Source organism: Mesorhizobium sp. M0830, from assembly GCF_040319965.1.
Lineage (GTDB): Bacteria > Pseudomonadota > Alphaproteobacteria > Rhizobiales > Rhizobiaceae > Mesorhizobium.
Genome location: NZ_JAMYOR010000055.1, coordinates 1 through 26,041, shown reverse-complemented (window position 1 = coordinate 26,041; position 26,041 = coordinate 1). Strand labels below are relative to the sequence as shown.

19 protein-coding genes and 3 pseudogenes are annotated in these 26,041 nt (G+C 58.4%); 14 read left to right on the top strand and 8 right to left on the bottom strand.

The features are described 5' to 3' along the window. The first annotated feature begins 156 nt into the window (after positions 1-156). The 4 genes from NKI20_RS25935 to NKI20_RS25920 all read left to right on the top strand — a co-directional run bounded on the left by NKI20_RS25935 (position 157) and on the right by NKI20_RS25920 (position 4,487). Positions 157-918: an SDR family NAD(P)-dependent oxidoreductase gene (locus tag NKI20_RS25935; RefSeq protein WP_352835706.1), complete on the top strand. Its 762-nt coding sequence runs from the start codon at positions 157-159 to the stop codon at positions 916-918. Between the two features lie 9 nt (positions 919-927). Then, positions 928-1,740: an SDR family NAD(P)-dependent oxidoreductase gene (locus NKI20_RS25930; protein ID WP_352835703.1), complete on the top strand. Its 813-nt coding sequence runs from the start codon at positions 928-930 to the stop codon at positions 1,738-1,740. A gap of 170 nt (positions 1,741-1,910) precedes the next feature. Beyond that, a complete protein-coding gene (locus tag NKI20_RS25925; RefSeq protein WP_352835700.1) occupies positions 1,911-3,953 on the top strand; it encodes a hydantoinase/oxoprolinase N-terminal domain-containing protein in 2,043 nt (680 codons plus the stop codon). Between the two features lie 327 nt (positions 3,954-4,280). Continuing rightward, entirely contained in the window at positions 4,281-4,487 is a 207-nt protein-coding gene (locus NKI20_RS25920) for a hypothetical protein (protein ID WP_352835697.1), read from the top strand. A gap of 786 nt (positions 4,488-5,273) precedes the next feature. Here the strand turns inward: NKI20_RS25920 and NKI20_RS25915 are convergent. The 8 genes and pseudogenes from NKI20_RS25915 to NKI20_RS25880 all read right to left on the bottom strand — a co-directional run bounded on the left by NKI20_RS25915 (position 5,274) and on the right by NKI20_RS25880 (position 15,037). Continuing rightward, the gene (locus tag NKI20_RS25915; protein ID WP_352835694.1) at positions 5,274-6,329 is read right to left on the bottom strand and encodes a GlxA family transcriptional regulator; all 1,056 of its coding nucleotides are present in this window, start codon (positions 6,327-6,329) and stop codon (positions 5,274-5,276) included. Positions 6,330-6,533: 204 nt separating this feature from the next. Continuing rightward, positions 6,534-8,054: a trimethylamine methyltransferase family protein gene (locus NKI20_RS25910; RefSeq protein ID WP_352835691.1), complete on the bottom strand. Its 1,521-nt coding sequence runs from the start codon at positions 8,052-8,054 to the stop codon at positions 6,534-6,536. 324 nt (positions 8,055-8,378) lie between these two features. Continuing rightward, positions 8,379-9,146: an SDR family NAD(P)-dependent oxidoreductase gene (locus NKI20_RS25905; RefSeq protein ID WP_352678833.1), complete on the bottom strand. Its 768-nt coding sequence runs from the start codon at positions 9,144-9,146 to the stop codon at positions 8,379-8,381. Positions 9,147-9,299: 153 nt separating this feature from the next. Further along, positions 9,300-10,352, bottom strand: coding sequence for a quaternary amine ABC transporter ATP-binding protein (locus tag NKI20_RS25900; RefSeq protein WP_352594511.1), 1,053 nt, complete (start codon positions 10,350-10,352; stop codon positions 9,300-9,302). Between the two features lie 77 nt (positions 10,353-10,429). After that, positions 10,430-11,461: a glycine betaine/L-proline ABC transporter substrate-binding protein ProX gene (gene proX / locus NKI20_RS25895; RefSeq protein WP_352594512.1), complete on the bottom strand. Its 1,032-nt coding sequence runs from the start codon at positions 11,459-11,461 to the stop codon at positions 10,430-10,432. 17 nt (positions 11,462-11,478) lie between these two features. Continuing rightward, entirely contained in the window at positions 11,479-12,462 is a 984-nt protein-coding gene (locus NKI20_RS25890) for an ABC transporter permease (protein ID WP_352559055.1), read from the bottom strand. Between the two features lie 253 nt (positions 12,463-12,715). Beyond that, complete coding sequence (locus tag NKI20_RS25885; protein ID WP_352559053.1) at positions 12,716-13,714, bottom strand: LysR substrate-binding domain-containing protein; 999 nt, start codon at positions 13,712-13,714, stop codon at positions 12,716-12,718. A 301-nt stretch (positions 13,715-14,015) separates the two neighbouring features. Then, positions 14,016-15,037: pseudogene (locus NKI20_RS25880) on the bottom strand (GlxA family transcriptional regulator). Between the two features lie 128 nt (positions 15,038-15,165). Here NKI20_RS25880 and NKI20_RS25875 point away from each other — a divergent pair. The 10 genes and pseudogenes from NKI20_RS25875 to NKI20_RS25830 all read left to right on the top strand — a co-directional run bounded on the left by NKI20_RS25875 (position 15,166) and on the right by NKI20_RS25830 (position 25,827). Next, positions 15,166-15,870 carry a GntR family transcriptional regulator gene (locus NKI20_RS25875; protein ID WP_352594516.1) on the top strand — a complete coding sequence of 235 codons (705 nt, stop codon included), beginning with the start codon at positions 15,166-15,168 and terminating at the stop codon, positions 15,868-15,870. A gap of 39 nt (positions 15,871-15,909) precedes the next feature. Beyond that, a complete protein-coding gene (locus NKI20_RS25870; protein WP_352835684.1) occupies positions 15,910-17,397 on the top strand; it encodes an aldehyde dehydrogenase in 1,488 nt (495 codons plus the stop codon). A 1-nt stretch (position 17,398) separates the two neighbouring features. Continuing rightward, the gene (locus NKI20_RS25865) at positions 17,399-18,286 is read left to right on the top strand and encodes a dihydrodipicolinate synthase family protein (protein ID WP_352835681.1); all 888 of its coding nucleotides are present in this window, start codon (positions 17,399-17,401) and stop codon (positions 18,284-18,286) included. Beyond that, the gene (locus tag NKI20_RS25860) at positions 18,286-19,623 is read left to right on the top strand and encodes an NAD(P)/FAD-dependent oxidoreductase (RefSeq protein ID WP_352835679.1); all 1,338 of its coding nucleotides are present in this window, start codon (positions 18,286-18,288) and stop codon (positions 19,621-19,623) included. The genes NKI20_RS25865 and NKI20_RS25860 overlap by 1 nt, the downstream gene beginning before the upstream one ends. A 99-nt stretch (positions 19,624-19,722) precedes the next feature. Continuing rightward, positions 19,723-20,650, top strand: a pseudogene (locus tag NKI20_RS25855) (electron transfer flavoprotein subunit alpha/FixB family protein). Between the two features lie 12 nt (positions 20,651-20,662). Beyond that, positions 20,663-21,504: pseudogene (gene purU / locus NKI20_RS25850) on the top strand (formyltetrahydrofolate deformylase). A gap of 210 nt (positions 21,505-21,714) precedes the next feature. Continuing rightward, positions 21,715-23,487 (top strand): ThiF family adenylyltransferase, encoded by a 1,773-nt coding sequence (locus NKI20_RS25845; protein ID WP_352835676.1) that lies wholly within the window; start codon positions 21,715-21,717, stop codon positions 23,485-23,487. Between the two features lie 29 nt (positions 23,488-23,516). Further along, complete coding sequence (locus NKI20_RS25840; protein WP_352835673.1) at positions 23,517-24,005, top strand: Mov34/MPN/PAD-1 family protein; 489 nt, start codon at positions 23,517-23,519, stop codon at positions 24,003-24,005. A gap of 33 nt (positions 24,006-24,038) precedes the next feature. After that, positions 24,039-24,437: a DUF1883 domain-containing protein gene (locus NKI20_RS25835; RefSeq protein ID WP_352835670.1), complete on the top strand. Its 399-nt coding sequence runs from the start codon at positions 24,039-24,041 to the stop codon at positions 24,435-24,437. A gap of 652 nt (positions 24,438-25,089) precedes the next feature. Beyond that, a complete protein-coding gene (locus NKI20_RS25830) occupies positions 25,090-25,827 on the top strand; it encodes a helix-turn-helix transcriptional regulator (protein ID WP_502898162.1) in 738 nt (245 codons plus the stop codon). The last annotated feature ends 214 nt before the right edge of the window (positions 25,828-26,041 follow it).

Below are 26,041 nucleotides of genomic sequence, written 5' to 3'. Positions count from 1 at the left end.
AATCGCCATCGACGTCCAACGCGCGTCATGACTTCAGCTTGTCCGCCGCATGACTTTTTGGACGCTTGCGAACAGGCCGTATGCCGGCATAGATCACCAAGCAGGCCGCCGGAATTAACCGCCAAGCCTCATCACTTTTACTGGGCAATTGAAACTATGACGCACTCCAAGAAGGTTGTTATCGTGACTGGCGCGACGTCGGGGATAGGGGAGGCCATCGCAGAGGCCTTCGCCGCGACAGGGGCGTCACTCGTATTGGTCGGCCGCGATCGGGAGCGGGGCAAAAGAGCCTTGGAGTCGGTTCAGAAACTCGATTGTCCGGCCGAATTGATGCTAGGCGATGTCGCTGACTCGGCCTTCGCCGACCACGTGGTTAATTCCAGCGTAGAGCGGTTCGGAAAGGTCGACGTCCTGGTAAATAGCGCCGGGATCATCCGGCGTGGAAGCGCCCTCGATACCACGGATGACGATTGGCGCCAGACTTTCGACGCCAATGTCAACGGTGTGTTCTACTTTAGCCGCGCCGCGGTGAAGGCCATGAGGAAAAGCGGCGGCGGCAGCATTGTGAACATTGCCTCGAATGTGGGGTTGGTTGGCTGTCCCGGGCTGGTCGCCTATTGCGCATCGAAGGGCGCGGTCGTTCTGTTGACACGCGCCATGGCGCTCGATCACGCCAAAGAGCAAATCAGCATCAATGCCGTCTGCCCCGGCGCCGTGGATACGCCCATGCTTGTGTCGGCCCACAGCCAGCCGGTTACTGCCGACGAGGTCCTCCAGAGGAACATCGATTCAATACCTCAAGGTCGCGTGGCTACGCCGAAGGATATCGCAAGTCTGACGCTTTTCCTCGCGAGCGAGGAAGCCAGGCACATTACGGGGGTTGCTGTTCCAATAGATGGCGGCTTCACGGCAGGATAGGAGGAATTTTTGGGTAATCGGCTATCAGGCAAAGTTGCCATCGTCACCGGTGGCAATCGAGGCATAGGGCGTGCAATTGCTGAGAGGCTCGCTGATGAAGACGCCATGGTTGTCGTCGGCGATTTTCTTGACAAGCGCTCCGCCGATTCCGGCGGCGTCGAGAGGCTGACCTTTATGTCTCTTGACGTCAAAAAAGAGGTCTCAATACGCACATTCGTGGACGAGGTCCTGCAGAAGTTCGGCAGGATCGATATCCTGGTCAACAATGCCGGCGTAGTCATGCATAAGTCCATTGACGAACAGACTGCCGAGGATTGGGACAGCCTTATGGCGGTCAACCTCCGCGGCCCGTTTTTGATGGCCAAGTATGTGGTCCCGGAAATGAGACGTATCGGCTCGGGCACGATCGTCAACATCGGGTCGGTCGAGGGCTATATGGTCAACCCATGGCATACTGCCTACGCGGCCACCAAGGCCGGCGTGCATGGTCTTACGCTGGGACTGGCAGTTGACCTCGGGCCGGATGGTATACGTTGCAATACCGTTTGCCCCGGTTGGATCGATACCGAGCTGAACCGGGCCTATGTCGAGATGCACCCGGACCGAAGCTTGATCGAGCGGGAATTGGGACAACTTCACCCGGTAGGAAGGATTGGCGCTCCAAAAGAGATAGCCAATGCGGTCCTATGGTTGGCTAGTGACGATTCCAGTTTCGTTAGCGGTGAAATGATCTCCGTCGACGGCGCGCGAACCAAGAAGATATCACTGCCCGCTATCCTGGACGAGGAGTATCGGTCCAAGCTGACGAAGCCGCAGCCATAGTGGTGCGTTGGCGACTTCGAACGGGTTGCGACAGGGGCGCTCGCTCGCCAGGATCATCCTGGCCCGCCCTTGAGCCGCACGATGGTGTCGACCCTCGCGCTCTTGCAGGCGCAGGTCGCTCCGCATCGGCTGTGGCGTGAAACAGACAGACGTCAGCCGAACCGCCATCAATGAGAGCCAAGACTAAGCCAAAGCCGCTGTTCCTCGGGATCGACACCGGCGGCACCTACACCGATGCCGTGCTGTGGTCTGAAACCGAAGGCCCGCAGCACGGGCCGAACAAGGGCAAGGTGCTGGCCAAAGCCAAGGCGCTGACCACCAGGCACGATCTCGCCGTAGGCATTTCCGGAGCGGTCGACGCTGTGCTGCAGAAGGCCCGCACCGATCCAGCCGCTATAAAACTGGTGTCGATGTCAACGACGCTGGCCACAAATGCGCTGGTCGAGGGCCAGGGCGGTCGGGTGGCGCTGGTCATGATCGGCTTCTCCGAGGCCGATCTCGCCCGCGACGGGCTCAAGGCGGCGCTTGGCACCGATCCGGTTGTGTTCTGCCCCGGTGGCCACGATGTCCACGGCAACACCGCTGGGCTCGACCTGTCCGGTCTCGAAGCGGCCTTGCCGGAACTCGGCACGTCGGTATCGGGTTTTGCCGTCTGCTCCTATTTCGCCACCCGCAATCCGGCGCATGAGGTGGCCGCCCTCAAGCTGATCCGCGAGAAGACCGGTCTGCCGGTCACCGCCAGCTACGAGTTGTCGGCCAAGCTTGGCGGTCCGCGCCGGGCGCTGACGACGCTGCTGAACGCCAGGCTGATCTCGATGATCGACCGGCTGGTGGCGGCGACCGAAGGCTTTCTCAAGCGGCGCAACATCGCCGCACCGCTGATGGTGGTGCGCGGCGATGGCGCGCTGGTCTCGGCGGCGTTTGCCCGCCAACGGCCGATCGAGACCATCCTCTCCGGCCCGGCCGCCAGCCTGGTCGGCGCCCGCCACATGACCGGGCTCGACAACGCCGTCGTCTCCGACATTGGCGGCACCACCACCGATGTCGCCGTGCTCGACAAGGGCCGGCCGCGGCTCGACGTGGAAGGGGCCACCGTCGGCGGCTTCCGCACCATGGTCGAGGCCGTCGCCATGCGCACTTTCGGCCTTGGCGGCGATTCGGAAGTGAAGCTAGAGGACGGCGCGCTCATCCCGAATATTTTGCTCGGGCCACGCCGGCTCGTGCCGCTGGCGCTGGCCGGCATGGCGCATGGCGGAGCGGTGACCGTCGAACTGGAACGTCAGCTGCGCGCGCCCAACCCCGGCCGCATGGACGGCCGCTTCGCGGTGCGCACCGGCGTGCCGGACAGGCTTGCCGCCGGCCTCACCGCTCCGGAAGCGCGGCTCTACGAGGCGATCGGTGCTGTGGCCGTCGCTCTCGACAAACTGCTCACCTCGAATGCCCAGAATGCGACGCTCGACCGGCTGGTGTCGCGCGGGCTGGTGCATGTCGCCGGGTTCACGCCGTCAGACGCCGCCCATGTGCTGGGCAAGCAGGCGAACTGGGATCCGATCGCGGCTCGTCTCGGCGCAGAACTGTTCGCCCGCAAGCGTGACGGTCGCGGCCAGCCCATAGCCCCTTCGCCGGAAGCACTGTCGGAACGGGTGCTGGTAACCCTGACGCGCTGGTCGGCCGAATACATCTTGGAGACTGCCTTTGCCGAAGACGGGCTCGACGGCGCGGCGACGGTGGCCCACGCGCTGGTGCAGCGTGCCGTCGACGGCCATCCCGGCGTCGCCCGCCTGGGCGTCGCGCTCGACCGTCCGGTCATCGGCCTCGGCGCCTCGGCGCCGCTGCACTATGCCGGCCTAGCCGAACTGGTCGGCAATGACTGCGTGGTGCCGGAGGATACCGACGTCGCCAATGCGCTCGGCGCCGTTGTCGGCCAAGTGCGGGTGTCGGCCGAAGCACAGGTCAGCCAACCCAAGGAAGGGCTGTTCCGGCTTGCTTCTGGCGGAAAGGTTCGCGATTTCCTCGATGAGGCTACGGCGATCGCAGCGGCCGAGGCCGATGTCCGCGCCATCGTTGCAGAGCGCGCCAGGGATGCAGGCACCGACAGCGCCGAGATCGACGTCACCACCGAATTCCGCGTCTCCATGGTCGAAAGCCAGCGCTTATTCATCGAGGCACATGTGGTGGCGGTCGCCTCGGGAAGGCCAAGGATTGCGGTTTAGACGTAACCATTCGGCCAGGGCCGCGGTGGCTATGATTTCGGGCGACGGTTTTCTGCGGTGTGGTTTCGGCGGTGCGTGACCCACAGCCCTGCGCTCGTCGACGATATGCCGAAGGTGGTCGATGCCGACTTCGGTGAAGACGACGATAGGTCGCGTAGGGCGTGGAGCATTCTGACTGAATCGAATGGATTGCCATCGAAGTAGCGACCACGTGCTGTGAGAAAATCTAGGTTTGAATATCACGCCGGGGGAAGATTGTTTGTCTACAGAGCGATACAGCGGCTTGGGACTTCCACTGTCATTGCTCATTCTTGATGGCTGAAACGGATGATGGATATGGTTGCCGGCGAACCGAATGACGTGCGATTGAAAAATGTCGACGGCCAGTGGATTGTCCAGGTCGTCGAAAATGGCAAAGTGGCTCGACATTTATTCAACGCTCAACCCGTTGCCGAGAGCTACGCCGAACTCCAGCGAATGAGGCTCGGCCTGCCCGGAAAGCCACTAATTTGGGGAGGAAAACCCGGTGGATGAGCGCCCCAAGAGGCTTCGTGAAATACCAGACTTCACCATCAACGATGTTTTTGACCTACGCCGAGTACTCTGACCGCGGTATTGTCACTACCCTAGTTGATACACACGGAGTTCGCCTCCGGTCTCCACCTCACAGTCGTGACCTCAGAATTGCTTTGCGAGCGAATTGCCAACGCGCTGGAGCGCCAGTACGGCGAATAGCGACCTAAAGCCACTGCTTTCGTGGATCGACAATCTCCGTGATCACGCTATGCGGCGCCTCCTCGACTCTCGTTGGCCTACGGCGGACGCCCTGATTCCGCCTGGCCAGCGCTATCGGGCAACCGCCCAAGCAGCGCCGGTAACCTCATGCGATGCCGATTCTCGCGTGCCGCCGTTAACGGTCGCGTTCGTCGAATGGCGTCGCCGCCGGCTCACCTTGCTACGGCGATCGCCGTAGCTCACATCTTGGTGATGCGCGGTGGAATGGTCCACGCTCAGACCGCGCTCGGCCACCGTCTCTCCAGATCGCGCAGGCTGAGATTGTAATGACGCAAAGTAGGATCCGCCATTTATCTTCCACTAGCTTAGCTAGACCAATGAACCGACGGTTCGTATCGCGTTCAGACCGTAAGAGCGACGTTTACGAACCTGCGCCGCAAAGCGCACTAAACTGTTCGCGATGTCTTCCCACACACCCTCTTCGGGTTGACCGGGGGAGCTAGGGCTCACTTTTTGATATTGGCCGTGCACCCAACAAAACGGTAGACGAACTGACCGCAATAATCCTTTAGTTTGGCCTTTGATCTAGCCGAGGCCGGGTCCGACCCAAGCCGGCGTCGTCGAGCGACACTGCTGCGGCGAGAGGCCGTTGAAAGTTCTGAAGCACTTTGCGAAGTGTGAAGGGGATAAAAACCCGCAGGCCATTGCGATATCGATGATGGGCATACTCGTGCCTTCGATCAGCCGCTTGGCATGGGCGACGCGGATCCTGAGGTAATGGCGGACCGGCGGCATGTGCACGTGTGCTGCAAACAACCGTTCCAGTTGGCGCCGCGACAGGCCGGCCCGTTGCGCAACTTCTGACATGGTCAGCGGGTACTCCACATGCTCTTCCATGAGCCGCATAGCCATCAGAAGTTTATCGCTTGCGCCGGCAAAGGCGAGACCCGACGGCCCGGTCTGGCGGTTGGAACCTGAGCGCTGACCCTCAACGGTGGCGTAGCGGCAAACCTCTTGTGCGGTTGACCCGCCGACATGGCCGGCGATCAGATCGACGGCCAGGTCGAAGGCCGCCAGTTCCCCCGCGCATGTCGAAAACTGCCCATCCTTGACAAAGAGAGCGTCGCGAATCTGCGGCTGGCGGAACACTTCTGAGAAGGCAGCCAGCCGGGACCAGTGAATCGTGCAGCGTGTGCCTGCCAGTAGACCGGTCTGCGCGAGAAGCCAGGACGCTGTTCCAACCGCGGATATCGGAACCCCGCGGCGTGCGATCGTGCGCAAGAAATTATTGAATTGTGGTGTCAGCCGTCGGCCCACCGGCTCGCCCGCGAAAACTGCGAGATGATGTGGCCCCCGGCCGCCTAAGCAGGAATTCAGTTCGTCTACCGTCACGTCAACGGCAACTGAAAGGCCGCTCGCCCCCTCGACAGGTCGTGCGTCGGATCCCGCGATCCGCCACCGGAACAGGGTCAGCTTGGATACCGTATTGGCGATGCGGAAAGGTTCGATGAAGGCGTGAAGCGCCAAGTGCGAGAATCCTGGCAATACCAGAACCACCAGCTCAATTGGCCGGCCGCCCTTTGCCGGATCGTCCGGCGTGCACAACGACTTCATGGCATTCATATTGGGAGGTGCGTTCATCAGGATTCGTCCATACCTTTCGCCAGGGGCTGACCGAGCTGTTGTCGAACCCGGAAAAGCCTGGGGGCGATTTCGGCTATTGCTGGGCGAGCGTTCGAGGATAGGTTTATCCGCCCTCCCGACCTGATCGACGATCTAGGCGAGGGTGGCGTCCACTGATGCTCGCTGTGTGGACGCCGCTCATCCGCAGTGTTATCCTAGCGCCTAAAGTACGGCGTCACCGATCACGAGTTCCCGACGTTTCATAAAGTCAAGAAGCTCTTCGTCGATTGCTTCGTCTATGGGTGGTGCTTCATATTCCTTCAGGGCCCGCACAGCTGCATCGCGCCCCCGAACGTTGGCGTCCTTAGCCCCGGCGACGGACCATTGCTCGAAGCTGTCGTGGTTCATCAAGTCAGGTACGAAAAAGGCCTGCTCGAAATTCTTCAGTGTATGTTCGGTACCAAGATAGTGACTGCCTGGCTCACTTTGTCGGATCGCATCGAGCGTTTCATCCATCTCGCGCATCACTATGCCTTGTCCAAACTTATAGAACATCACCATCTGCTCAGCATCGAGCATGAACTTGCTGTAGCTCTGGGTCAGAGCTGCCTCGAGGTAACCGGTGGACGAAAGCACAAAGTTCGCACCGGCGATAAGTGCGCCGTACATATTGCGGGCGGCCTCATAGCCTGCCTGGGCATCGACGAGCTTTGAACTTGTGTTGCTGCCACTACAGCGCCAAGGCAGTTTGTAGTGTCTGGCCAGTTGCCCCACCAACAAATTCATGTGGCAGATCTCGGGTGTCCCTGCCATTGGCGCACCACTTTTCATTGAGACGGTCGCCAACCACTGCCCATAAATGCAAGGCGCGCCCGGCCGGACCAGCTGTGCAAAGGCAACGCCAGCAAGTGCTTCGGCATTAAGCTGCGCGACTGCAGCCACAGTGCTGGCCGGGGTGCTGGCGCCACCAAGCACAAACGGGGCGAAAATCATGGCCTGGTTGTTTGCGGAGTAGACCTTGACCGCATCGAGCATGGTCTCGTCCCAAACGAGTGGCGAGTTGCAGTTGGCAAGGGACACCATCACAGTGTTGTTGTTAACGAACTCGTCTCCGAAGACAATCTTGGCCATAGCGACCGTGTCTTCTGCCCTCTCGCATGAGGTCACCGCTCCCATAAATGGCTTGTCGGAGTACCGTATCAAACTGTAGTTCATGTGCAGGTGACGCTTCGGGACCGCAATATCCATCGGCTCGCAAAGAACTCCACCCGTCATATGCATTGCGGGGGCTTGGTAGGCGAGTTTTGCAAAATTGACGAAATCCTCAATTGTCGCATTCCGCCGCTTGCCCTCAAGGTCAAGGACATTCGGCGAACCGTACGCTGGGGTGAAGATGGTCTTTCGACCGCCGAGAGTCACGGTCTTGGCAGGATTCCGAGCGTGAACCGTGATGGTTTCAGGGGCCTTTGCCACAAGTTCCATTAGTTGATTTCTGTCGATCCTAACGCGTTGACCGGTTACGTCGGTACCGGCTGCTCGCCAAAGCGCGATAGCCTCCGCATCCCGGAATTCGATGCCTATCTCTTCAAGTATTTGCATCGAAATGTTGTGAAGCCTAAGCAACTCATCCGGGCTCAGCAAATCCATATAAGGCAAGCCCCGTTCCAGCGACGGCAAGTAAGTCACCGTTCGGTCAGAACGTAGCTTTTGCCGAGCGTCTCGGCCTCCAGATCTTGCCGCCATTTTAATAATCCCTGATTTTAAGCGAGAATATAGGGCAAAACAAACTCTGCAACTAACAATAAAAAGGAATGTAACTTATGAACTGAGGTTATGACCGTAACTCCAGCCAGCCCAAAGCCGCTCCTGAATGCCGAGCAAAGCAAGGATGCGCGACAATGCCGAGGTCGAGACCCGCGCTGTTGATGCAGGTTAGCGACCTGTTTTCATCTCGACCTGACAAGGCGTATAGCCACTCACCCCCCCCAACATGCGGGCGCTCACTCCCAGCGCCAGACTCAAAGCCACATTGTCGGGGACCGTGCGGCGGGGCGAGGAGCGAACTCCTTAATAGACGGCCTTGGCTCCAGCGACTTCGAGTGTGGTCCCGGCGATGAATCGAGCCGCGTCCGAGCTCAGGAAATACACCGCATCAGCAATATTCTCCGGTTCGCCAAGTCGGCCGAGAGGATTTGACTTGCTGAGCTCGACTACCGCCGTGTCGGGATCAAACCCACGATGGATAAAGCCTGAGCGAAGCATAGGTGTATCTATCTCTCCGGGGCACACGGCATTGACCCTTATTCCATCCCCCGCATGGTCGCGGCCGAGGCACTTTGAAAATGTGGCTACGGCGGCTTTACTCGCGCAGTAAGCTGCGTGACTAGGCCCAGGGTAGATGCCCCAAGTTGAGGAGATGTTCACAATCGACCCGCCACCATTCTCCTTCATGAAGGCTATTGCCCGTCGGCAGGTGTAGAAAATTGCTTTCAGATTGATATCGAAGGTTATTTCCCAATCCTCGTCGCTCGTTTCGAGGATTGTACCGCGGGTGATGATGCCTGCATTGTTAACGAGGGCGTCCAGCCGACCGGTAAGGCTTATAGCGGTATCGATGAGATCCTCGCAATACGCCTTGCTTCTCAGATCTCCAACCTTGGCCAGAGCATTTTCCCCAGTTCGGTTGAGCTCGCCAGCCGTGTCAATCAAGCGCTTCGCGTTGGCGTCACCGGCGATTACAAAATATCCGTTAGCCACGAACCTTTTACAGATTGCTTGGCCCATTCCGCCAGCAGCTCCAGTTACGACTACGGTCTTCTTTTCAGGGTGCTTCATTGTTCAACAACCAATTTCGGAGTTCGCGGCTCATAATTCTTTTAACTGTCTGCTGAGTATCTCGCACTAACGTGTAGGGGAGAAACTCGTCCACAAATAACAACAACTAGCCATGTGCTTATAAGCGTGGTTTATTATAAACGCTTTAGTTACCTAAAGCCTGTCATGTACACCGCGCAAAAGCAAGGACGCGGTCACGATGCCCACATCAACTCCGTCTCCATTCACAACCACTAGCGGCATATTCCCGTGTCGATTTGACAAATCGAGCATTTCCTTGATCGGAGCATCAAGGTTGAGTCGCGGGGCGTCTGCTAAGGCCAAGCCCTTTCCGGCACTGGCAAATTCGGCGAGGGGCAACATCACCGACTCGGCTTTCAGAAGCTTCAATCGGCTGCTTCCCTGGACGAATTTTTCGACGTACGGGTCTTTGGGATTTCCGAGAATTTCATCCGCCGTGCCGATCTGAAGCATCCTTCCGTCTTTCATGACACCGATTTGGTGTCCCAGCCGAACTGCCTCATCCAAGTCGTGGGTGATGAAAAGCGTAGTTTTCCCCAACTTCGACGAAAGCTCTTTGAACTGGTCCTGTAATTCGCGTCGAATGAGCGGATCCAGCGCTGAAAACGGCTCATCCATCAACAAAATGGCGGGATCAGCAGCTAGAGCTCGGGCAAGCCCAACTCTCTGCTTCATTCCACCAGAAAGTTGGTCAGGGTACCGATCACCCCAACCCGCAAGTTGGACGAGCTCCAACTTCTCCTCCGCAACCTCATAGCGTTGTCGGACGCTTGCGTTTCGTAGCTCCAGACTCAGGGCGACATTGTCGCGGACCGTTCGATGGGGAAGAAGCGCTACATTCTGGAAAACCATCCCCATTGATCGGGCACGCAGCTCCCGCATCTCATTTTCGGACTTCAGATTGATATCCTCGCCGCCAACAATGATCTGGCCGGAGCTGGGTTTGATCAAACGATTCACATGTCGGACCAGCGTTGACTTTCCGCTGCCGGACAGTCCCATGACACAGAAGATCTCACCGGCCTCGACTTTAAGGGAGACACCGGCGACCGCCGCTACGCACCCATGTTTCTCCAGGAGTGCGGCCTTCGAAAGATCATCGCGTTGGACACTCGCAAGGTCGAAATTCGAACTCGTCCCGAAGACCTTCCAAACATCCCTAAATTCTATGGCGTGCGCTTTCAAAAGGTAGCTCCACGATTGAGAGGTGTCGCCCGGCAGCGTAAAGCTTACCGGGCGAGCATGCTTTCCGCAGCCCGGCGTTACTTGGCGGCCTTCTTTGCTTCAGCTATCCACGTATTCCACTGATCGAGGTGGGCCTTCTTCCAGGCCTCGGCATGACCGTGGATGTCCTCGTTGGACTTCTCACCTTTGTGAATAAGAAGGTTCTCGTCGTTGATATCTTGAATTGGGACCTCGACTTGCTCGAACCACTTATTGGCGACGGGGTTTTTCTCGAGGAAGGGTGTGTTGGCAATCACGTGCTGAGTGTTCACGGAAAATCCCAGGTTCCCAATGCCTGGAACAGTCGTGTTCGCGCCAGCCTGTTCGTCGGGCAACGCCGTGAAAGGAACCGTCAGCCAGACAACATCTTTTCCATGGACCAAAACCCCTTGTAGCCAGTTGGGTGTCCAGCTGTAATACAAGGCTGGACTGCCGGACTGAACCCGCTGGATGACGTCGGGAAGCAGAGCAAAATACTCACCCTGCTTATGCGTGACGGCATCCCGAAGGCCATATGCATCAAGGTTATGTTCAATGATGCGTTCGCATCCCCAGCCCGGATCACAGCCATACAGGTCTGCTTTACCGTCCCCATCCACATCGAACAGCTTGGCAATCTTCGGGTCCTTCAACTGATCGATCGTCTTTATGCCGTACTTATCAGCTGTGGCCTTGTCGATGGAGTATCCCTGGATTGAGTTCTTTACGAGCGTCCCAACCCGACGAAGCTTGGCATCGCCGCCAGCCTTCTCGGCAAACGCAATATGCAAGGGGTACCAGTGGGGCGTATAGTAGTCCGCGTCACCGTTCCCTACCGCTATATGGGCAAGTGGAACCTGGGTTGCGGCAGGTTCGTTAACTGTATAGCCCAGATCCTCGAGGCCTAGCTTAACGACGTAGGCTTCGAATAATTCTTCCGCCTGGCCAAGATATAGGGGCCTGACGGTCACGCCTTTTCCCGGAAGGTCCTCCGCTGCGGCGTATCCAGGAGACATGGCCAAAGTGCCAAGCACCGCGACAGCGGCGGCAACCCCCCAAAAATGCCCATTTATTCTAAACCGATCGCTCATAATCGCTCCCATTCTTGTTAGCTAGACGTTCGTTCCCGGCCACTTTCCAATCCTCCACGCTCCGCCGGAGAGGCCTGGAAGGTCTTGACGATACCGGTGAAGAGCGCGGCTGGACCCCGCTTGTGCCAGGCAATGTCGGCGTAGCGTCCGCGCTGAGACATCGCGGATTGAGTCAGGCGATCTAGAATGATTGCGAGAATGACGATGCCCATTCCGCCAGTCGCAGCCAGCCCGATGTCGAGGCGACCGATGCCGCGCAAAACCATTTGGCCGAGTCCCCCAACCGCGATCATGGAGGCAACGACAACCATTGATAGTGACATCATCAACGTCTGGTTGACACCTGCCACTATGCTCGGAAGAGCCAGCGGCAGCTGAGCCTTGAACAGGATCTGACTGTTGGTAGCTCCAAAGGCACGCATGGCCTCGACGACTTCTTCGGAAACCTGCTGAATACCTAGTGTTGTCAGCCTGATAACGGGCGGAAGTGCAAAAACGATCGTGACAATCACGCCAGGCACGTTGCCGATACCAAACAACATGACCACGGGAACAAGATAGACGAATGATGGAATGGTCTGCATTGTGTCGAGGATTGGCCGGCAAATGGCAGCCGCTCGGTCACTTCGAGCAGCAATGATCCCCACGGGAATGCCAACAACCGTGCAGAAAAGAACGGCGGTAAAAACGAGAGACAGTGTCGTCATCGTTTCACCCCAAATGCCAAGAAAGCCAATGATCAGCAGCAGACCAGCGACTTGAGCTGCAAGCCGCCACCCGGCGATCTGCCAAGCTACCAATCCGAAGCATAAGATTATAACGACCGGCGGGATGCCATTGAGTGCGCTGTCAAATGCCCTCAGGAGCTGGTCAATGGGCCATTTCAAGCTCTGAAACAACGGGCGGTAATGTTCGACAACCCAACCCAACCCATTGTCGACCCATTTATCAAACGGTATGTGCCAGCTTTTGAACGGGTCTAAAACGTCTTCGAGCTTCACAAAACTTCCTTTCAGTCAGGGACCTATTGAGCGATAACCACGGAGCTCTGATGCGAGCCCGACTGTGTGTCATAGGTCAGCTGCCGTCGCATACATCTCCTGCCTACGGAATTAGTCTCTCCGTCGGACGGGGCCTTCAGTACGGCTTGAGAGGCTGCCGCGTCTTATGTCCAGGAACGCTAGCGGCGGGGGGGCTGCAAAACAACCGTATAAAAAGTGATGCAGCGCGGGACTAAATGTTATCAGGCGGATGTCAGGCCTGGATGGCGGGTGATATCTCGCTGTGTTCAACTAGTGCTGACTTGATATTTTCCGCAGCTGGCGTTGGAGGGACCGGATTGAGATCTGCGACCTGTGTAATCAGCCAATTGCGGAAGATCTGGACGTCGTCTCGCTCAATTGCGGTATCCGGAATGACCAAATGATGTTTTCGGCCGGTTAGATAGCTTTCACCCATAGGCCTTATCAAGGTGCCTTCATTGAGGTAATCACTTACCAAATGACGGAAGCCCAGCCCGATGCCGTAGCCCTTGATCACTGACTGGATCATCGTTGGGTAACTAGTGAACGTGATGGCGCGTTTGAAGTCGGACGAAACGCCGAACTGTCCAAGCCAGTGGGCCCAATTGAAGGGTGACCAAGGATAGGCGGACCAATGCTGATCGTCCATATCCAAGAGGACCTCGTTTACCAGGTCCTCCGGAGTGAGAATACCCGGGGAGTGTGTCTGATATGATTTACTGCAAACCGGGAAGACTTCCTCGCCGAAGAGCTCGGTGGCTGTGAACCCTGGGCGCGCCAGATACCCCATGACCACGGACACATCAAAACCGTCCGTCGCCGGCGCCGGGCTACGTTCGAGGGAGACCAAGTGCAGGTCGACCTCTGGGTTGTTTGCAACGAAATCTCCAATCCGATGGCTCATAAACAGCGTTGCGAACGACATCGGCATGCCGACGGTCAACCGTCGGGCTTTCTGCCCTCTCTTCACGCTGTCAAAAGCCGCTGCAATATGCGCCAGGCTGAGGGTCGCAGCTTCAAATAACTCCTCGCCGGCGGGAGACAATGACACCTTCTGGTTTCCGCGGTTGAAGAGCTGGGTGTCGAGGTGGTCCTCCAGCGTCAAGATATGGCGGCTCACTGCCGCTTGAGTGACCGAAAGCTCATTGGCAGCCTTGGTAAAACTCAAATGCCGTGCGGCAGCTTCAAATGCGCGTAGCGCGCTCAACGGAAGCCGTCGATAATTTGACATGAGTCACCGTTACTCCAGCCCTGAGAAGAAAGTAAAACCAGTGGCGCACCCGGATCGTTTGGCCGAACCCACCCGTGTATTTCGGAAAAATCGTCTTCGTAAACGCCCATGGCGAAAGCGCAAGTAAGCGCGACAAGCTATTCGTCAGGCCCAACACCAGCCTAGAGCCTAACAAAGAGTTTTGTCTACAATATGTCTCTTCCCTAGCACCGCCGCAACCCGTAATCGCCGATGAGCGTCATGCCGTCTTCACCGAGTTCATCAACCGTGTCGGCCCGAGAGGGCCCGTATGCTGCAAAGCTCATTGCTCGACACTTTGCGAAGTAAACTCCGAACGCCTCCAGGCAGACGGTGATTGACCGTAAGTCCTTCGGAAGACCCTCGCGAAATGAGAGGCGTTCTCGAAGCCGACCCCAATAGCGACCTCGATCAAAGGAGTGTCGACTTTCCTGAGAAGTTGCTTTGCGCGCTCAAGCCGCACGCGTCGGTAGACAAGCGCGGGAGAGCTGTTCGCCTCCTTGAAAAACAGGCGCTCGAGTTGTCGTCGGGAAACCCCCAATGCTGCGGCCAGCCTGCAAACCGACAGTGTGTTCTCGACGTTCTGCTCCATCAGGATCAGCGCAGCGCGGAGCCTTGGGTCGTGCGTCTCTACCGTCAGCGGCCGACGCGGTTGTACCCACTCGGCGTTCCGCACCTTGTCGATCTGCAGCACTTCGAGCGCGTTCCGCTCGGCTGCGTTCCCGATGTGCCGTCGCACCAGTTCCGCCGCCAGATCGGCAGTGCTGCTGCCGCCCGCGCATGATCCCCGCGTGGTATCCAGGTTATAGATTCTGTCCGCCCGAACCCGCAGATCGGGAAAGCGCTCCCGGAAGTCGACGTAGTGAAGCCAGCTGACGCAGGTCTCGTGCGCCGCCATAAGACCTGCCTCAGCCAAAATGAACGTCCCGGTGCAGATACCGATCAATCGCGCCCCTTTGAATGCAGCATCCCGAAGATACCGCAGGGTTTCGTTGTCGACTGCCTGACCGTTGGTTAACCGTCCCCGACAACGACGATGTAGTCAAACTCCATCGGGTCGAGGAATAACGACGTCGGCGAGACCTGGACGCCGCAGCTCGACGTGACAAGATGCCGGTTGTTCGACAGTACCTCCCAGTCAGCGTTGATCCGTCCCGATCTGTCGGTTTCATCGCTGGCAAGTCTAAGCGTGTCGATAAACATGGCGAAGGCGGTCAACGTGAAGGAGCGGGCCAGGATGAACCCGACCTTCAGCCGAACCGTCCGGGCCTGTCTGCGCCGTGGTGGTGAGTGAAACACGATCATGCCTCCAGTCCGGTGGAGACCCGGGAGTTGCCGTCCCCAAAGCCGCCGCACCGTGGTAATATCGTTTACCTATCTTGACTCATGATGTTTGTCTACAATATGTCTATCTCGTAAATTGAGGAACCGCAATGATCCTGAATGAACCTGCTGCGTCGACGGACCGAAAGGGCATTCTTGCTCAAACACTGGTGCATCGCATCCTCACGATGCAGCTTGAGCCGGGGGCGGTCCTCGACGAAGTCGCTCTCAGCGAGGAATTCGGCCTGTCCCGTCCGCCGGTCCGCGAACTCATGCGACAGATGGCGGGCGAGGGCTACGTCGATCTTGAGACCAACCGGGCGGCGCGCGTGTCCATCATGTCCTACCAGACGCTTCGCGATTTCCTGATCGTCGCTCCGATGATCTATGTCGGAACGACGAAGCTCGCAGCTGTCAACCACAAGGCTGGGGACCTCGAAATCCTCAAGCAGACTCAACAGAAGTTCCGGCAGTCCATTGCCGACGGCCACGTCGAAAACAGGGTGATCTTCAATCACCAGTTCCATCTGAACATCGGCAAGATGGCGCACAACCAGTATCTGCTTCCCAGTCTCAAGAAGCTTCTCATCGATCACGCCCGGATCGGGAAGATCTTCTATCGCCAAAACGGCGGCCCTCGGATCCAGAAGGACCAGGAAACCGCTGCGCGGCAGCACGATCAGATGATCGAGGCCATCGAAGCCCGCGATGCTGAGCGGGCGGGCGAACTGGTGCGCGCCCATCTCGAAGTTTTCCGAAGCGACGTGGCGCTCTACGCCGTGCCCAACGGCATGCAGGGCGAACTCGACGGGTAGTCGTTGTCGGTGTCACTTGGGACACCAAGGAGAACAGAAATGCTCAACAAAGTCGACTACAAAACGCAGGCGAGTGCACTCAAACTGCCGAACAGGATGATCGTGGATGGGGTGCAGATTGCGGCCCTATCGGGCAGAACCTTTGCAACCCTTAACCCGGCTACTGGTAAGGTTCTGGCGGAGCTGCCCGCTGGTTCGGCGGCCGATGTCGACAAGGCCGTCGCTGTCGCCCGGCAGGCGTTTGAGGACGGTCGGTGGTCCAAGCTGGCCCCGGCGAACCGGAAGAAAGTCCTTCTCAGGCTGGCGTCAGTCATCGAGGAAAACGCGCTCGAGCTGGCGCTGATGGAGAGCTTGGATAGCGGCAAGACCATCAGCGACTGCATCAACATCGATGTGCCCGAGACTATCAACAGCCTCAGGTGGCATGCCGAAGCAGTCGACAAGATATATGACCAGGTGTCACCTCCGAACGACGCCTCTCTCGGCCTGATCGTGCGCGAGCCCATCGGCGTCGTCGGCATCGTGCTCCCCTGGAACTTCCCTCTTCTGATGCTCGCGTGGAAGATCGGCCCTGCCCTGGCAGCAGGGTGCACGATCGTCGTCAAACCCGCTGAAGAGACGTCGCTCACCACCTTGCGGGTCGCAGAGCTCGCTCTCGATGCCGGGCTGCCGCCTGGGGTTTTCAACGTCGTGACCGGTGATGGTCCGGACGTCGGCGAACCGATCGGTCGCCATCCCGACATCGACGCGATTTCCTTCACAGGCTCCACCGACACTGGCCGTCGCTTCCTGAAGTACTCCTCCGAGAGCAATTTGAAGGAAGTGGTCCTTGAGATGGGCGGCAAAAATCCTTGCATCGTGATGGACGACGTTCCCGATCTTGACGCCGTGGCCTCCCACATCGGCAACGGCGCGTTCTGGAACATGGGCCAGAACTGCTCGGCCATCTCACGTGTCTTGGTCCACAAGGACGTGAAGGACCGCCTTCTCGAAAAACTGACGCAAGTGGCCAAGACCTGGACCGTGGGCGACCCGCTTGATCCGGAGACCCGCATCGGTCCGCTTATCTCGGCCACGCATTTCGAGAAGGTCAGCAGCTATCTGGAAGGCGATGGCAAGTTGGTGGCTGGCGGAAAGGTCTTCAACGGGACCACGATCGAGCCCACGATCATGGAATTCGACCGCCACGACAGCAAGCACGTCCGGGAAGAGATTTTCGGGCCGATTGTGTCTGTGATTGGGGTGGACTCCCTCGCGGAAGCGGTCTCGCTCGCCAACGAGACCGAATATGGCCTGGCGGCTTCCGTTTTTTCCGCCGACGGCACACGGGCGCTCCGGGCCGCACGGGCGCTCCGGGCCGGGACCGTCACCGTGAACTGCTACGGGGAGGGGGACGCCGCCACTCCGTTTGGCGGTTACAAGCAATCGGGCTTCGGCGGGCGGGACAAGGCTTTCCACGCGCATGATCAATATTGCCAAACCAAAACCCTTTGGATCGACCTGAGCAGCTCAAACGAAGGTTTCTGAAATGTCATCATTTGCTTTCTCCGGTCTCAATCTCGCAATCACGGCTCCGTTCGACTCGAGCGGGCGTATTGATTTTGATCGCTTCCAGGAACTCATCGAGCGGTATCTGGCCGCGGGCGTCGACGGTATCGTGTTCAGCTCCGGCACGGGCATGCATGTTTATCTGTCGCCTGATGAATCGAGGTCCCTCATCGAACGTGGCGCGCGCATCGTCGCCGGACGGGCCAAGGTGATCGCCCAGGCCTCGGCATTGCTCACGGCCGACGTCGTCGAAAGGACGCAGTTTGCGAAGGACTCCGGTGCGGACGGTGTCATGATCCTTCCGCCCTTCTTCGAAGGTCCGTCGGACGACAACAGCGTCTTCGACTTCTACGCCGAAGTTGCCAAGGTCGGATTGCCCATCATTGGCTACAATGTGCCCCAGGCGGTCGGTGTACGCATAACGCCGGACCTGCTCCGCAGACTCTGCCAACTGCCCGAGTTCCGCGCCGTCAAGGACAGCAGTGGAGACTTGGTCGCGCAGGTCAGGCTGATCGGCACCGGCCTGGATGTCATCAACGGGGCCGACCCGCTCGTTCCGTTTTCCCTGTTCGCGGGTTGTTCTGGTCTGATCTGGGGCGGCGCGAACATTGCGCCACGCACCAGCGTGGCGATCGTCAGGGCCGCTCGGGAAAAGAGATGGGACGATGTGCAGTCGCTCTGGCTGCTGCTGGAGCCAATCATGTCCCTCCTTTGGGACGGCGACTATGTTCCAAGCGTGTATGCAGCCGCTGGACTCATAGGATATGGCTGCGGCAACGCGAGAAAACCGTTCCGTCCCCTTTCGACGGACCGCATTGCGGCGCTTCGGACGGCGCTAGGCGCACTGGTTGAACAAGAAGCGGTATGATGACCAGTAAGAACTTTCGTGCGCGTCGCCTTCCCGCCCATGGCGTGGAGTCCGGCTGGGCGGCGTTGCTCCCTTCGAGGACGCCAACGCCCGAGCTGGATCAGGCCATCACCGTCGATGTCGTCGTCATCGGCGCGGGCTTCGCAGGGTTGGCCGCCGCTGTTCGGCTGGCCGATCTCGACCGGAACCTTTCCGTCGCCGTCATTGATGCCGACGTGGTCGGAAACGGGGCCAGTGGTCGGAACTCCGGCTTCCTCATTGATTTGCCCCATGACATCTCGTCGGGCAATTTCGGGGTGAACGCTGTTGCCAAAAGCCACAACGATATCCTGGTAGCGCGGACGGCCATCCAACATTACGCCCGCCTGGCGGAAGAGCATGGCTGGGACGAGGACGTCTTCGATCCGAGCGGCAAATACAGCGTGGCCATGACCGATGCCGGCACCGAGCACCTTGCAGCATACTCCTTGACGCTCAAGTCGTTGGGCGAACCGAACCAGGTTCTAGGTGCTACGGACATCGCGGAAGTCACGGGCACGCGATGCTTCAAGTCCGGGCTCTTCACGCCCGGTGCGGTCATGGTGCAACCTACAGCGCTGGTGAGGGCCATTGCAGATTTGTTTCAGGAGCCCGTCAGGCTGTTTGAGCGGACGGCCGCGCTGTCCATACAAGCCTCGTCAAGCGGCTGCACTGTGAAGACTCCCAAGGGGGAAGTCAGGGCAGGGCGGGTGATCCTGGCGACAAACGGCCACGCGGAGAGCTTCGGGTTTGGAAGCGGTGAACTTCTCCACGTCTTCACTTACGCGTCGCTCACCGAGCCGTTCACTTCCTCCGCGCTGGGCGGATACCGCAAATGGGGAGCGACACCGGCCGCGCCGATGGGCACGACTGTACGGCGTATCAATGGGGCCGATGGTGACCGAATTCTTATACGCTCCCGCTACACCTACCACCCGAAGATCGAAGTCGGCGCCGCCTCGATCAAGAGTGCGGGCGACCTCCATGACCGCAAGTTCGCGGACCGCTTTCCTGATCATCGTCACTTGAAGATGCAGTATCGCTGGGCCGGCGCAATGGCGCTCACGCGGAATTCGGTGCCGCTGTTCGGCCAAGTGGCAGACGGCATCTTCGCGGCATGCGCGTGCAACGGCATAGGCGGGACCAAGTCCACCGCCGCGGGCATCGCGACGGCCGAACTCTTGGTTGGGCATCGGTCCAAACTCGGCGAAATATTCCGCTCGTTTGAGAAGCCCCAAGCATTGCCCCCGCGACCGTTCACCGACGTGGGCGCACGATTGAACCTAAAATTCAGAGAATGGCGCGCGGGACGCGAATAGGTCCTCTGAAGGCTGACTTCGCTTCGCGACGCCATGAGTGGGCCGTATCTCAACGGGAGAACAGCCGGCGTGCTGGAAGATGGCAACGGAGACAAGAACATGGCTATTCTTCTGATTGCCGAACACGACAACGCGACGCTTTCCGACCAGACCGCGAAGGCGCTTTCGGCGGCGCTGCAGATCGGTTCGGACGTGCATGCGCTGGTTGCCGGCAAGGGCGCCAAGGGAGCTGCCTATGCCGCCGCCATGCCCAGGGGCGTCAGCAAGGTGCTGCTCGCCGAAGCCGACGAACTGACCGAACGCCTTGCCGAACCACTGGCGACGCTAGTCGTCAGCATAGCCGGCGCCTATGACACGTCATTGCGCCGGCGACCTCGTCGGGCAAGAATGTCGCGCCGCGCGTGGCCGCACTACTCGATGTCGCGCAGGTCTCCGAGATCATCGAAGTCATCTCTCCCGACACCTTCGAGCGGCCGAACTATGCCGGCAACGCCATCCAGACGGTGCAGTCGACCGACGCCAAGAAGGTGATCACCGTGCGCACCGCTTCGTTTCCAAGCGCCTCCCAAGGCAATGCGGCTGCCGTCGAGAATATCTCGGCGGCAGCCGACCCGCGTCTCTCCATTTTCATTGAAAATGAGCTCTCCGAAACTGACCCTCCGGAGTTGACCTCGGCCAAGATCATCATCTCCGGTGGACGCGCGCTGGGCTCCTCGGAGAAATTCCAGGAGGTCATCCAGCCCGTCGCCGACAAGCTCGGTGCCGCCGTCGGCGCTTCCTGTGCAGCGTTCGATGCCGGCATGCGCCGAACGGCTGGCAGGTCGGCCAGACCGGCAAGGTCGTGGCCCCTGATCTCTACATTGCCCTCGGCATCTCTGGCGCCATCCAGCACCTCGCCGGCATGAAGGATTCGAAGGTCATTGTCGCCATCAACAAGGATGAGGAAGCGCCGATCTTCCTGGTCGCCGACTACGGCCTCGTCGGCGATCTTTTCGTTATCCTGCCCGAGCTCTCCAGATCGATTTGACCCGAAGGTACAATGTCTCAACTTCAGATTCTCACTCTAACCTGCGAAGACCGTCCCGGCATCGTCGCGGCCGTCGCAACCGAACTGGCTGTGCTCGGTGCCAACCTTGCTGAGAGCAGCCACACCAGCAATCGCTTCTTCATGCGTCTGGCCGTTGAAGGAGACGATTCGCTTTCGATCGCTTCAATCGAGCGTGCGCTCAAAGGGGCAATCGACCGCTTCGGTTTGTGTGTTCACACCGTCGATGCGCGCCGTAGGCCGAAGATCATCATAATGGTGTCGAAATTCGACCATGCAATGCTTCATCTGCTTTACCAAATCAAGGTCGGTTGGCTGAACGCGGACGTGGTCGCGATCGTCTCTAACCACGAAGACAGCCGTGGGGTCGCCGAGCGGGAGGGCCTCGCCTATCATTACTGTCCGGTATGCAAGGACAACAAGACCGAGCAGAAACAAAGGCTGCTAGGTCTCGTACATGAAACTGGCGCGGATCTCGTAATCCTGGCCCGATACATGCAAGTCCTGTCTGATGACCTGTCAACTCGCCTCTTCGGCAAGATGATCAACATTCATCATTCCTTTCTGCCCTCCTTCAAGGGCGCAAAGCCCTATCATCAGGCGTATGAGCGCGGAGTGAAACTTATCGGAGCGACCGCGCATTACGTGACGCCCGACCTCGACGAAGGTCCAATCAGAGATCAGGAGACTGAGCGCGTAACGCATGCGATGAGCGCGGAGGATTTCGTGGCGACCGGGGCGACATCGAAAGCCGGGTCCTTGCACGGGCCGTCAAGCTGCATCTGGAGAGGCGGATTATGCTCAACGGGAATAAAGCAATCGTATTCTCAGCTTAGCTGAGAACGCCGCGATGTGAAAATCTGTATCTTCGACCAATCACAAAGGAGAATCGACATGGCACGGCCCCCAATCCCCGGCAATCCAGGCCACACCCCGCCGGGCCCCCCCGACTGGGTGCCAGGCCCGCCAGATGGCGTTCCGGGTCGTCCGCCCGGCGTTCCGCCTGGCCCCAAGGACCCACCTCAGCTGCCGGATCGTCCAGTAGGATGACCTGGATAGGCTATGGCCATCTGAAAACAGGTATGCTCCCCCACTGGGAGCATACCTGCGTTGGACGACTGGATTTCGAACTCCGTGACCTGGCATTCTTCGCCCGAGACTCGCTGCGAATCGACGAAGACCAACTGAAACAGGGGGTGCTCAGCATCGAGTTTGAATGGCCGCTGGCATCCGGGGAAGTCTGCCAGCTTCGCGCAGTTTTCCCCGACAGCTATCCCTTCGTGCGCCCGCAAGTCGCCCTTCGAGGAAACCCGGAAACTTTTCCGCACAAGCATTGCTCACCGACCGACGGCAACCTTTGCCTGTTGGGCCGTGACACAGGACTGTGGTCCATCGAGTGGACGTTGGCGAAACTTCTGGAGAAGCAACTCGCCAACGCTCTGAATGGTACGGGCATGGAGGATCCACAGGGCGAACCGATGGAATTCTGGTGGAACGCCTTCGCCCCGGCATTCGATGGCTATGTCGACGGCAGCTATATGTTGATCGACACTGCCTGGAATGTAGGAGCTGAAACAGAGGGCACCTTGCGGGCGTCTTACTCCCTTCAAAAGATGGACGACAAAATTAGATTCCAGGGTGTGGTCGAGGAAATCAAGGCGAAGGACGGGTCCGTTCTAGCTGCCCGGAAATTTCCGCTTCCTCCCGGACTTCAATTGAAGAAGGTCACGGGCATATTTCCGTGGAGGCGCGTAGGTCGTTTCGCGCCGCCATCGCCCGAGGGTTGGCGGAAAGCGCAGGGCCAGCTTACCTTTGGAGGCCACGTGATCAATAGTGGCTCGCCCGCTATTTCGATGTCCGTCACGGTCCAGTCGACGGAACTCAGCCACTGCGTTGACGGCGACACCTGGCTATTTCCACTGCGTTACGGACCAGCAAAGTCGTTCCGGGCTGTGAAGCAAGGACAGAGAGGGACCGGCCCGTCCATGATCATAGTTCCCACGCTCCGCGCCGGGGCCACAGACATCGGCGCCCGAGTTCCATCGGTCGGCATCTTGAAGGATAAGGTGATTGCCATCTTCGGGATGGGAGCTATTGGTGCCCCAGTTGCGATCGAGCTTGCCCGCAACGGCTGTTCCCATCTCACCGTCATCGACCATGACATCGTCGAACCAGGAAACTCGATCCGATGGCCGCTTGGTGCGACGGCCTGGGGAATGCGAAAGGCGACCGCCGTCAAGCAACACGTGGAATCCGAATACCCAAGCGTCGAGGTCGAGGCGATCCATCACGCCGTAGGCATAGCCGCGGCGGCCGACGGGAACGGAAGAGACCATTCAGTTCTACCGCCGATTTTTGGGAAGGCGGACATCGTCATCGATGCAACGGCCTCTTCCGGAATCTCACGTTTGCTGGCCGATCACTGCAAGTCCGCCGGCAAACCGATGATCTCTCTTTTCGGGACGCTCTCATTGAAGGGGGGCGTCGTTGCTGCCTATCAGCCGAAATCCGGCTGTCCAACCTGCCGCGAATTCGCCTATGCGAAAGGTTTGATCGAGAAAGCTCCTGGGTCAGGAGAAATCTCCGCGCTAAATCAGCCGGCTGGATGCGCCGAGTTGACCTTCACTGGGGCTTCATTCGATCTACATGAATTATCGCTGGAAGCTGTCCGGTTGACCGTGGACATTCTCTCGCAGCCAGCCGATTTCAAGGAATCCTTGGTTCACACCCTCACATTGCATGACGGCATCAAGCGGGTGCCGCCGTCTTGGCGGGTGGATGGGTTGCCTCCCATGAAAGAATGCGGATGCAACCCATAGTGTGGGTGCCTCGGGCGATAATGCAGGACATGCAGATCGATGCCGACCTCTGGTATGATCGGGAAACGGGTGGGACCTTCATGGGATACTGGGCCGAAAGCAACGTTGCCGTCGTAACAGCAATGATCCCGGCCGGGCCCCGAGCATCTCACGAGCGAAGCAGCTTTCTCCCTGATCAATGCTGGCAACAGGCGGAGATTGCGAAGCACTATGAGCGTTCCGGGAGGTTGGACACGTATCTCGGGGACTGGCACACCCACCCCGATGCCGTTTCGAACCGCCTGAGCTGGACGGATCGAGTATGCCTGAAAACGATCATAAAAACCCCAACGGCGCGAAATCAAAGGCCCGTCATGATGCTCATGTGCGGCAAACCGGGTGAGTGGTCTTTGCACTCTTGGTTCTGCCAACTGCGGACCAAATTATTTCTCTTTGAATTCCTGGATGAGAGAGAAGCGACTATCGAAGCCTACACGAGTCCCTCTTCTGAAACAGGCGAGGAGATCATAAGAGCTTAATCAAAATTCTGGCCGACACAGGATGAGGGGGAGATGAATTTTACGCATTGCGATTTGGGGCAGTGTTCTCGCGGTCAGAGGGCCGAGATCACGTTCACGTCGGGAGCCAACCTAAGGTTGCTGGATTTGACGAGCTGCAGCAATTACGGGCGCGGAGAACGACCTCAGTATGGCCGGCTTGCGAAGCAGACAGTCCTACTGCAGGTTCCCAAGTCGGTGCATTGGCATGTAGCCGTCAATATGCAGGGGCTTGAAGGCAGCACTTGTTTCAGCATCAGGAAATTGCCCGGGCCTCTACCCGAATTGCGCGAAGCTCTGTGTTCTGTTCCGTCTGCCGCCGGGAAAATCCACAGACGGGAATCGCCAGTACGAGGTGTTCATCTCCCATGCTTCCGAAAGATAAGGATGATGTCGTCCGTCCACTGGCGCTGAATGATGGACTCGCAGTCTGGTCTGACGGATTCGAGCTGCGGATCTGTAACAGCCTCGGGCGGATCGATCAGGGATTAGCGAACAGCCATTTCGGCGTGGTCGCTTTGTCAGAGCCGTTCGAAAGGCTGGACGAACTACGAACTCGACGGAATCGCCGCTCGGTCTGTCAAACCGGAGCAACAGCTTCTACCCACCTGGCATAAGTCGCCCAAGCACTGCTACCAACACGCCTGACGATTTCCGACGTGATGACGTCGGTATAGCTGAATAGGAATACAATGGTCGCGTTGCCGATCACCGGTCGAAATTGTCAAAGACCAACACTCGCACGGCCCGTCTTTTTGTGGGGTTCGGTGACCCAATTTCGGCCCGCCCGCTGCTCTCCACCAATGCGCTTCGCACTCTCGAACTGCTCCATTAGCACCTTCTTGTGTTGGGAGGCTGCCGTAGCATTTCGAACAAAAACGTCCGAGATCGCCGCGTAGCTACCGCTGGCGAGCTAATAATATGCGCGACCGTCGCCGCATTTGTAAGAAGGTCAGGCCGGCCAGTTGAGAGGTCGGCTTACGATGGGGTCTACAGGCCGGGTGGCGCACAGCAAAGAGACGAAGGGAGTGAGTCAGGACAATGAGGAAGAACAATGAGGAAGGACATGCGAATTGTCTTCGAGACATTCCTGGAAAAGTTGTCGGTAAGTGTCGACGAGGGTGATTTTCGCGGAGCCTTGGCCGATGTCGCCTCAAGTCTGGATCTATTCACCTTTGCCTACTTCTCCTTACCGCCGTGGTCTAATGGCAAGCCCATGCTGATCTCGAATTATCCGGCGCTCTGGACAGCGCGCTATCTTGAGAACCGGTATCAGAATGTCGACCCGGTCATTTTACGTGCAAGCTATGGCGAATCCACATTTCGATGGGGATTTGACCTAAAGAGTTTTGATCTGTCCGTGCCTCAGCTTAGGTTTTTCGAGGAAGCAGCGCAGTTCGGCATCCGCTGCGGCGTGACGATCCCGATCATTGATGGCCGCGGCAATTTTGCGGCTATGACCTTTGCCGCTGACAAGCCCGATCCTGCATACTTTCGCGTGGCCGATCGCTACGAGCAAGGTCTTCCGTTTTTCGCGAGCTGTTTTCATACGTTCGTCCGCTGCAGACTGTCGGGGGATCGAAGAGTTTGCGGGGTGTTGTTGACGCCGCGTGAATACGAGTGCCTCCAGTGGGCGGCGCGCGGCAAATCCGCCCGAGATACAGGCGGCATCCTGGAGATCTCGCGGCACACGGCTGAGTTCCATCTGGCAAACGTCCGCAAGAAGCTTGGCGTGACAACCACCCGACAGGCGATTACGCGTCTGGCGGCTTCAGGCTTTTCGCTTCCTGATGAGTCGGCTTGACCTCCGGAACTGCACAGGCTGCGCTTTCGCGAAGGATCGTCTCCAATGGCTAGGAAATGTTTCCCGCCATTGGAGGCCTTTGATGATCCAGCTTATTGAGCCTGAGTGCTACGACGACTTTGCTGACGGTGACCTGCCACTGAGTTTTTCCTCCATCTGAGATTAGAGTCCGGCCCTTGATTGAAGGACGGACTGATGAAGAGAAAGCGTTTCA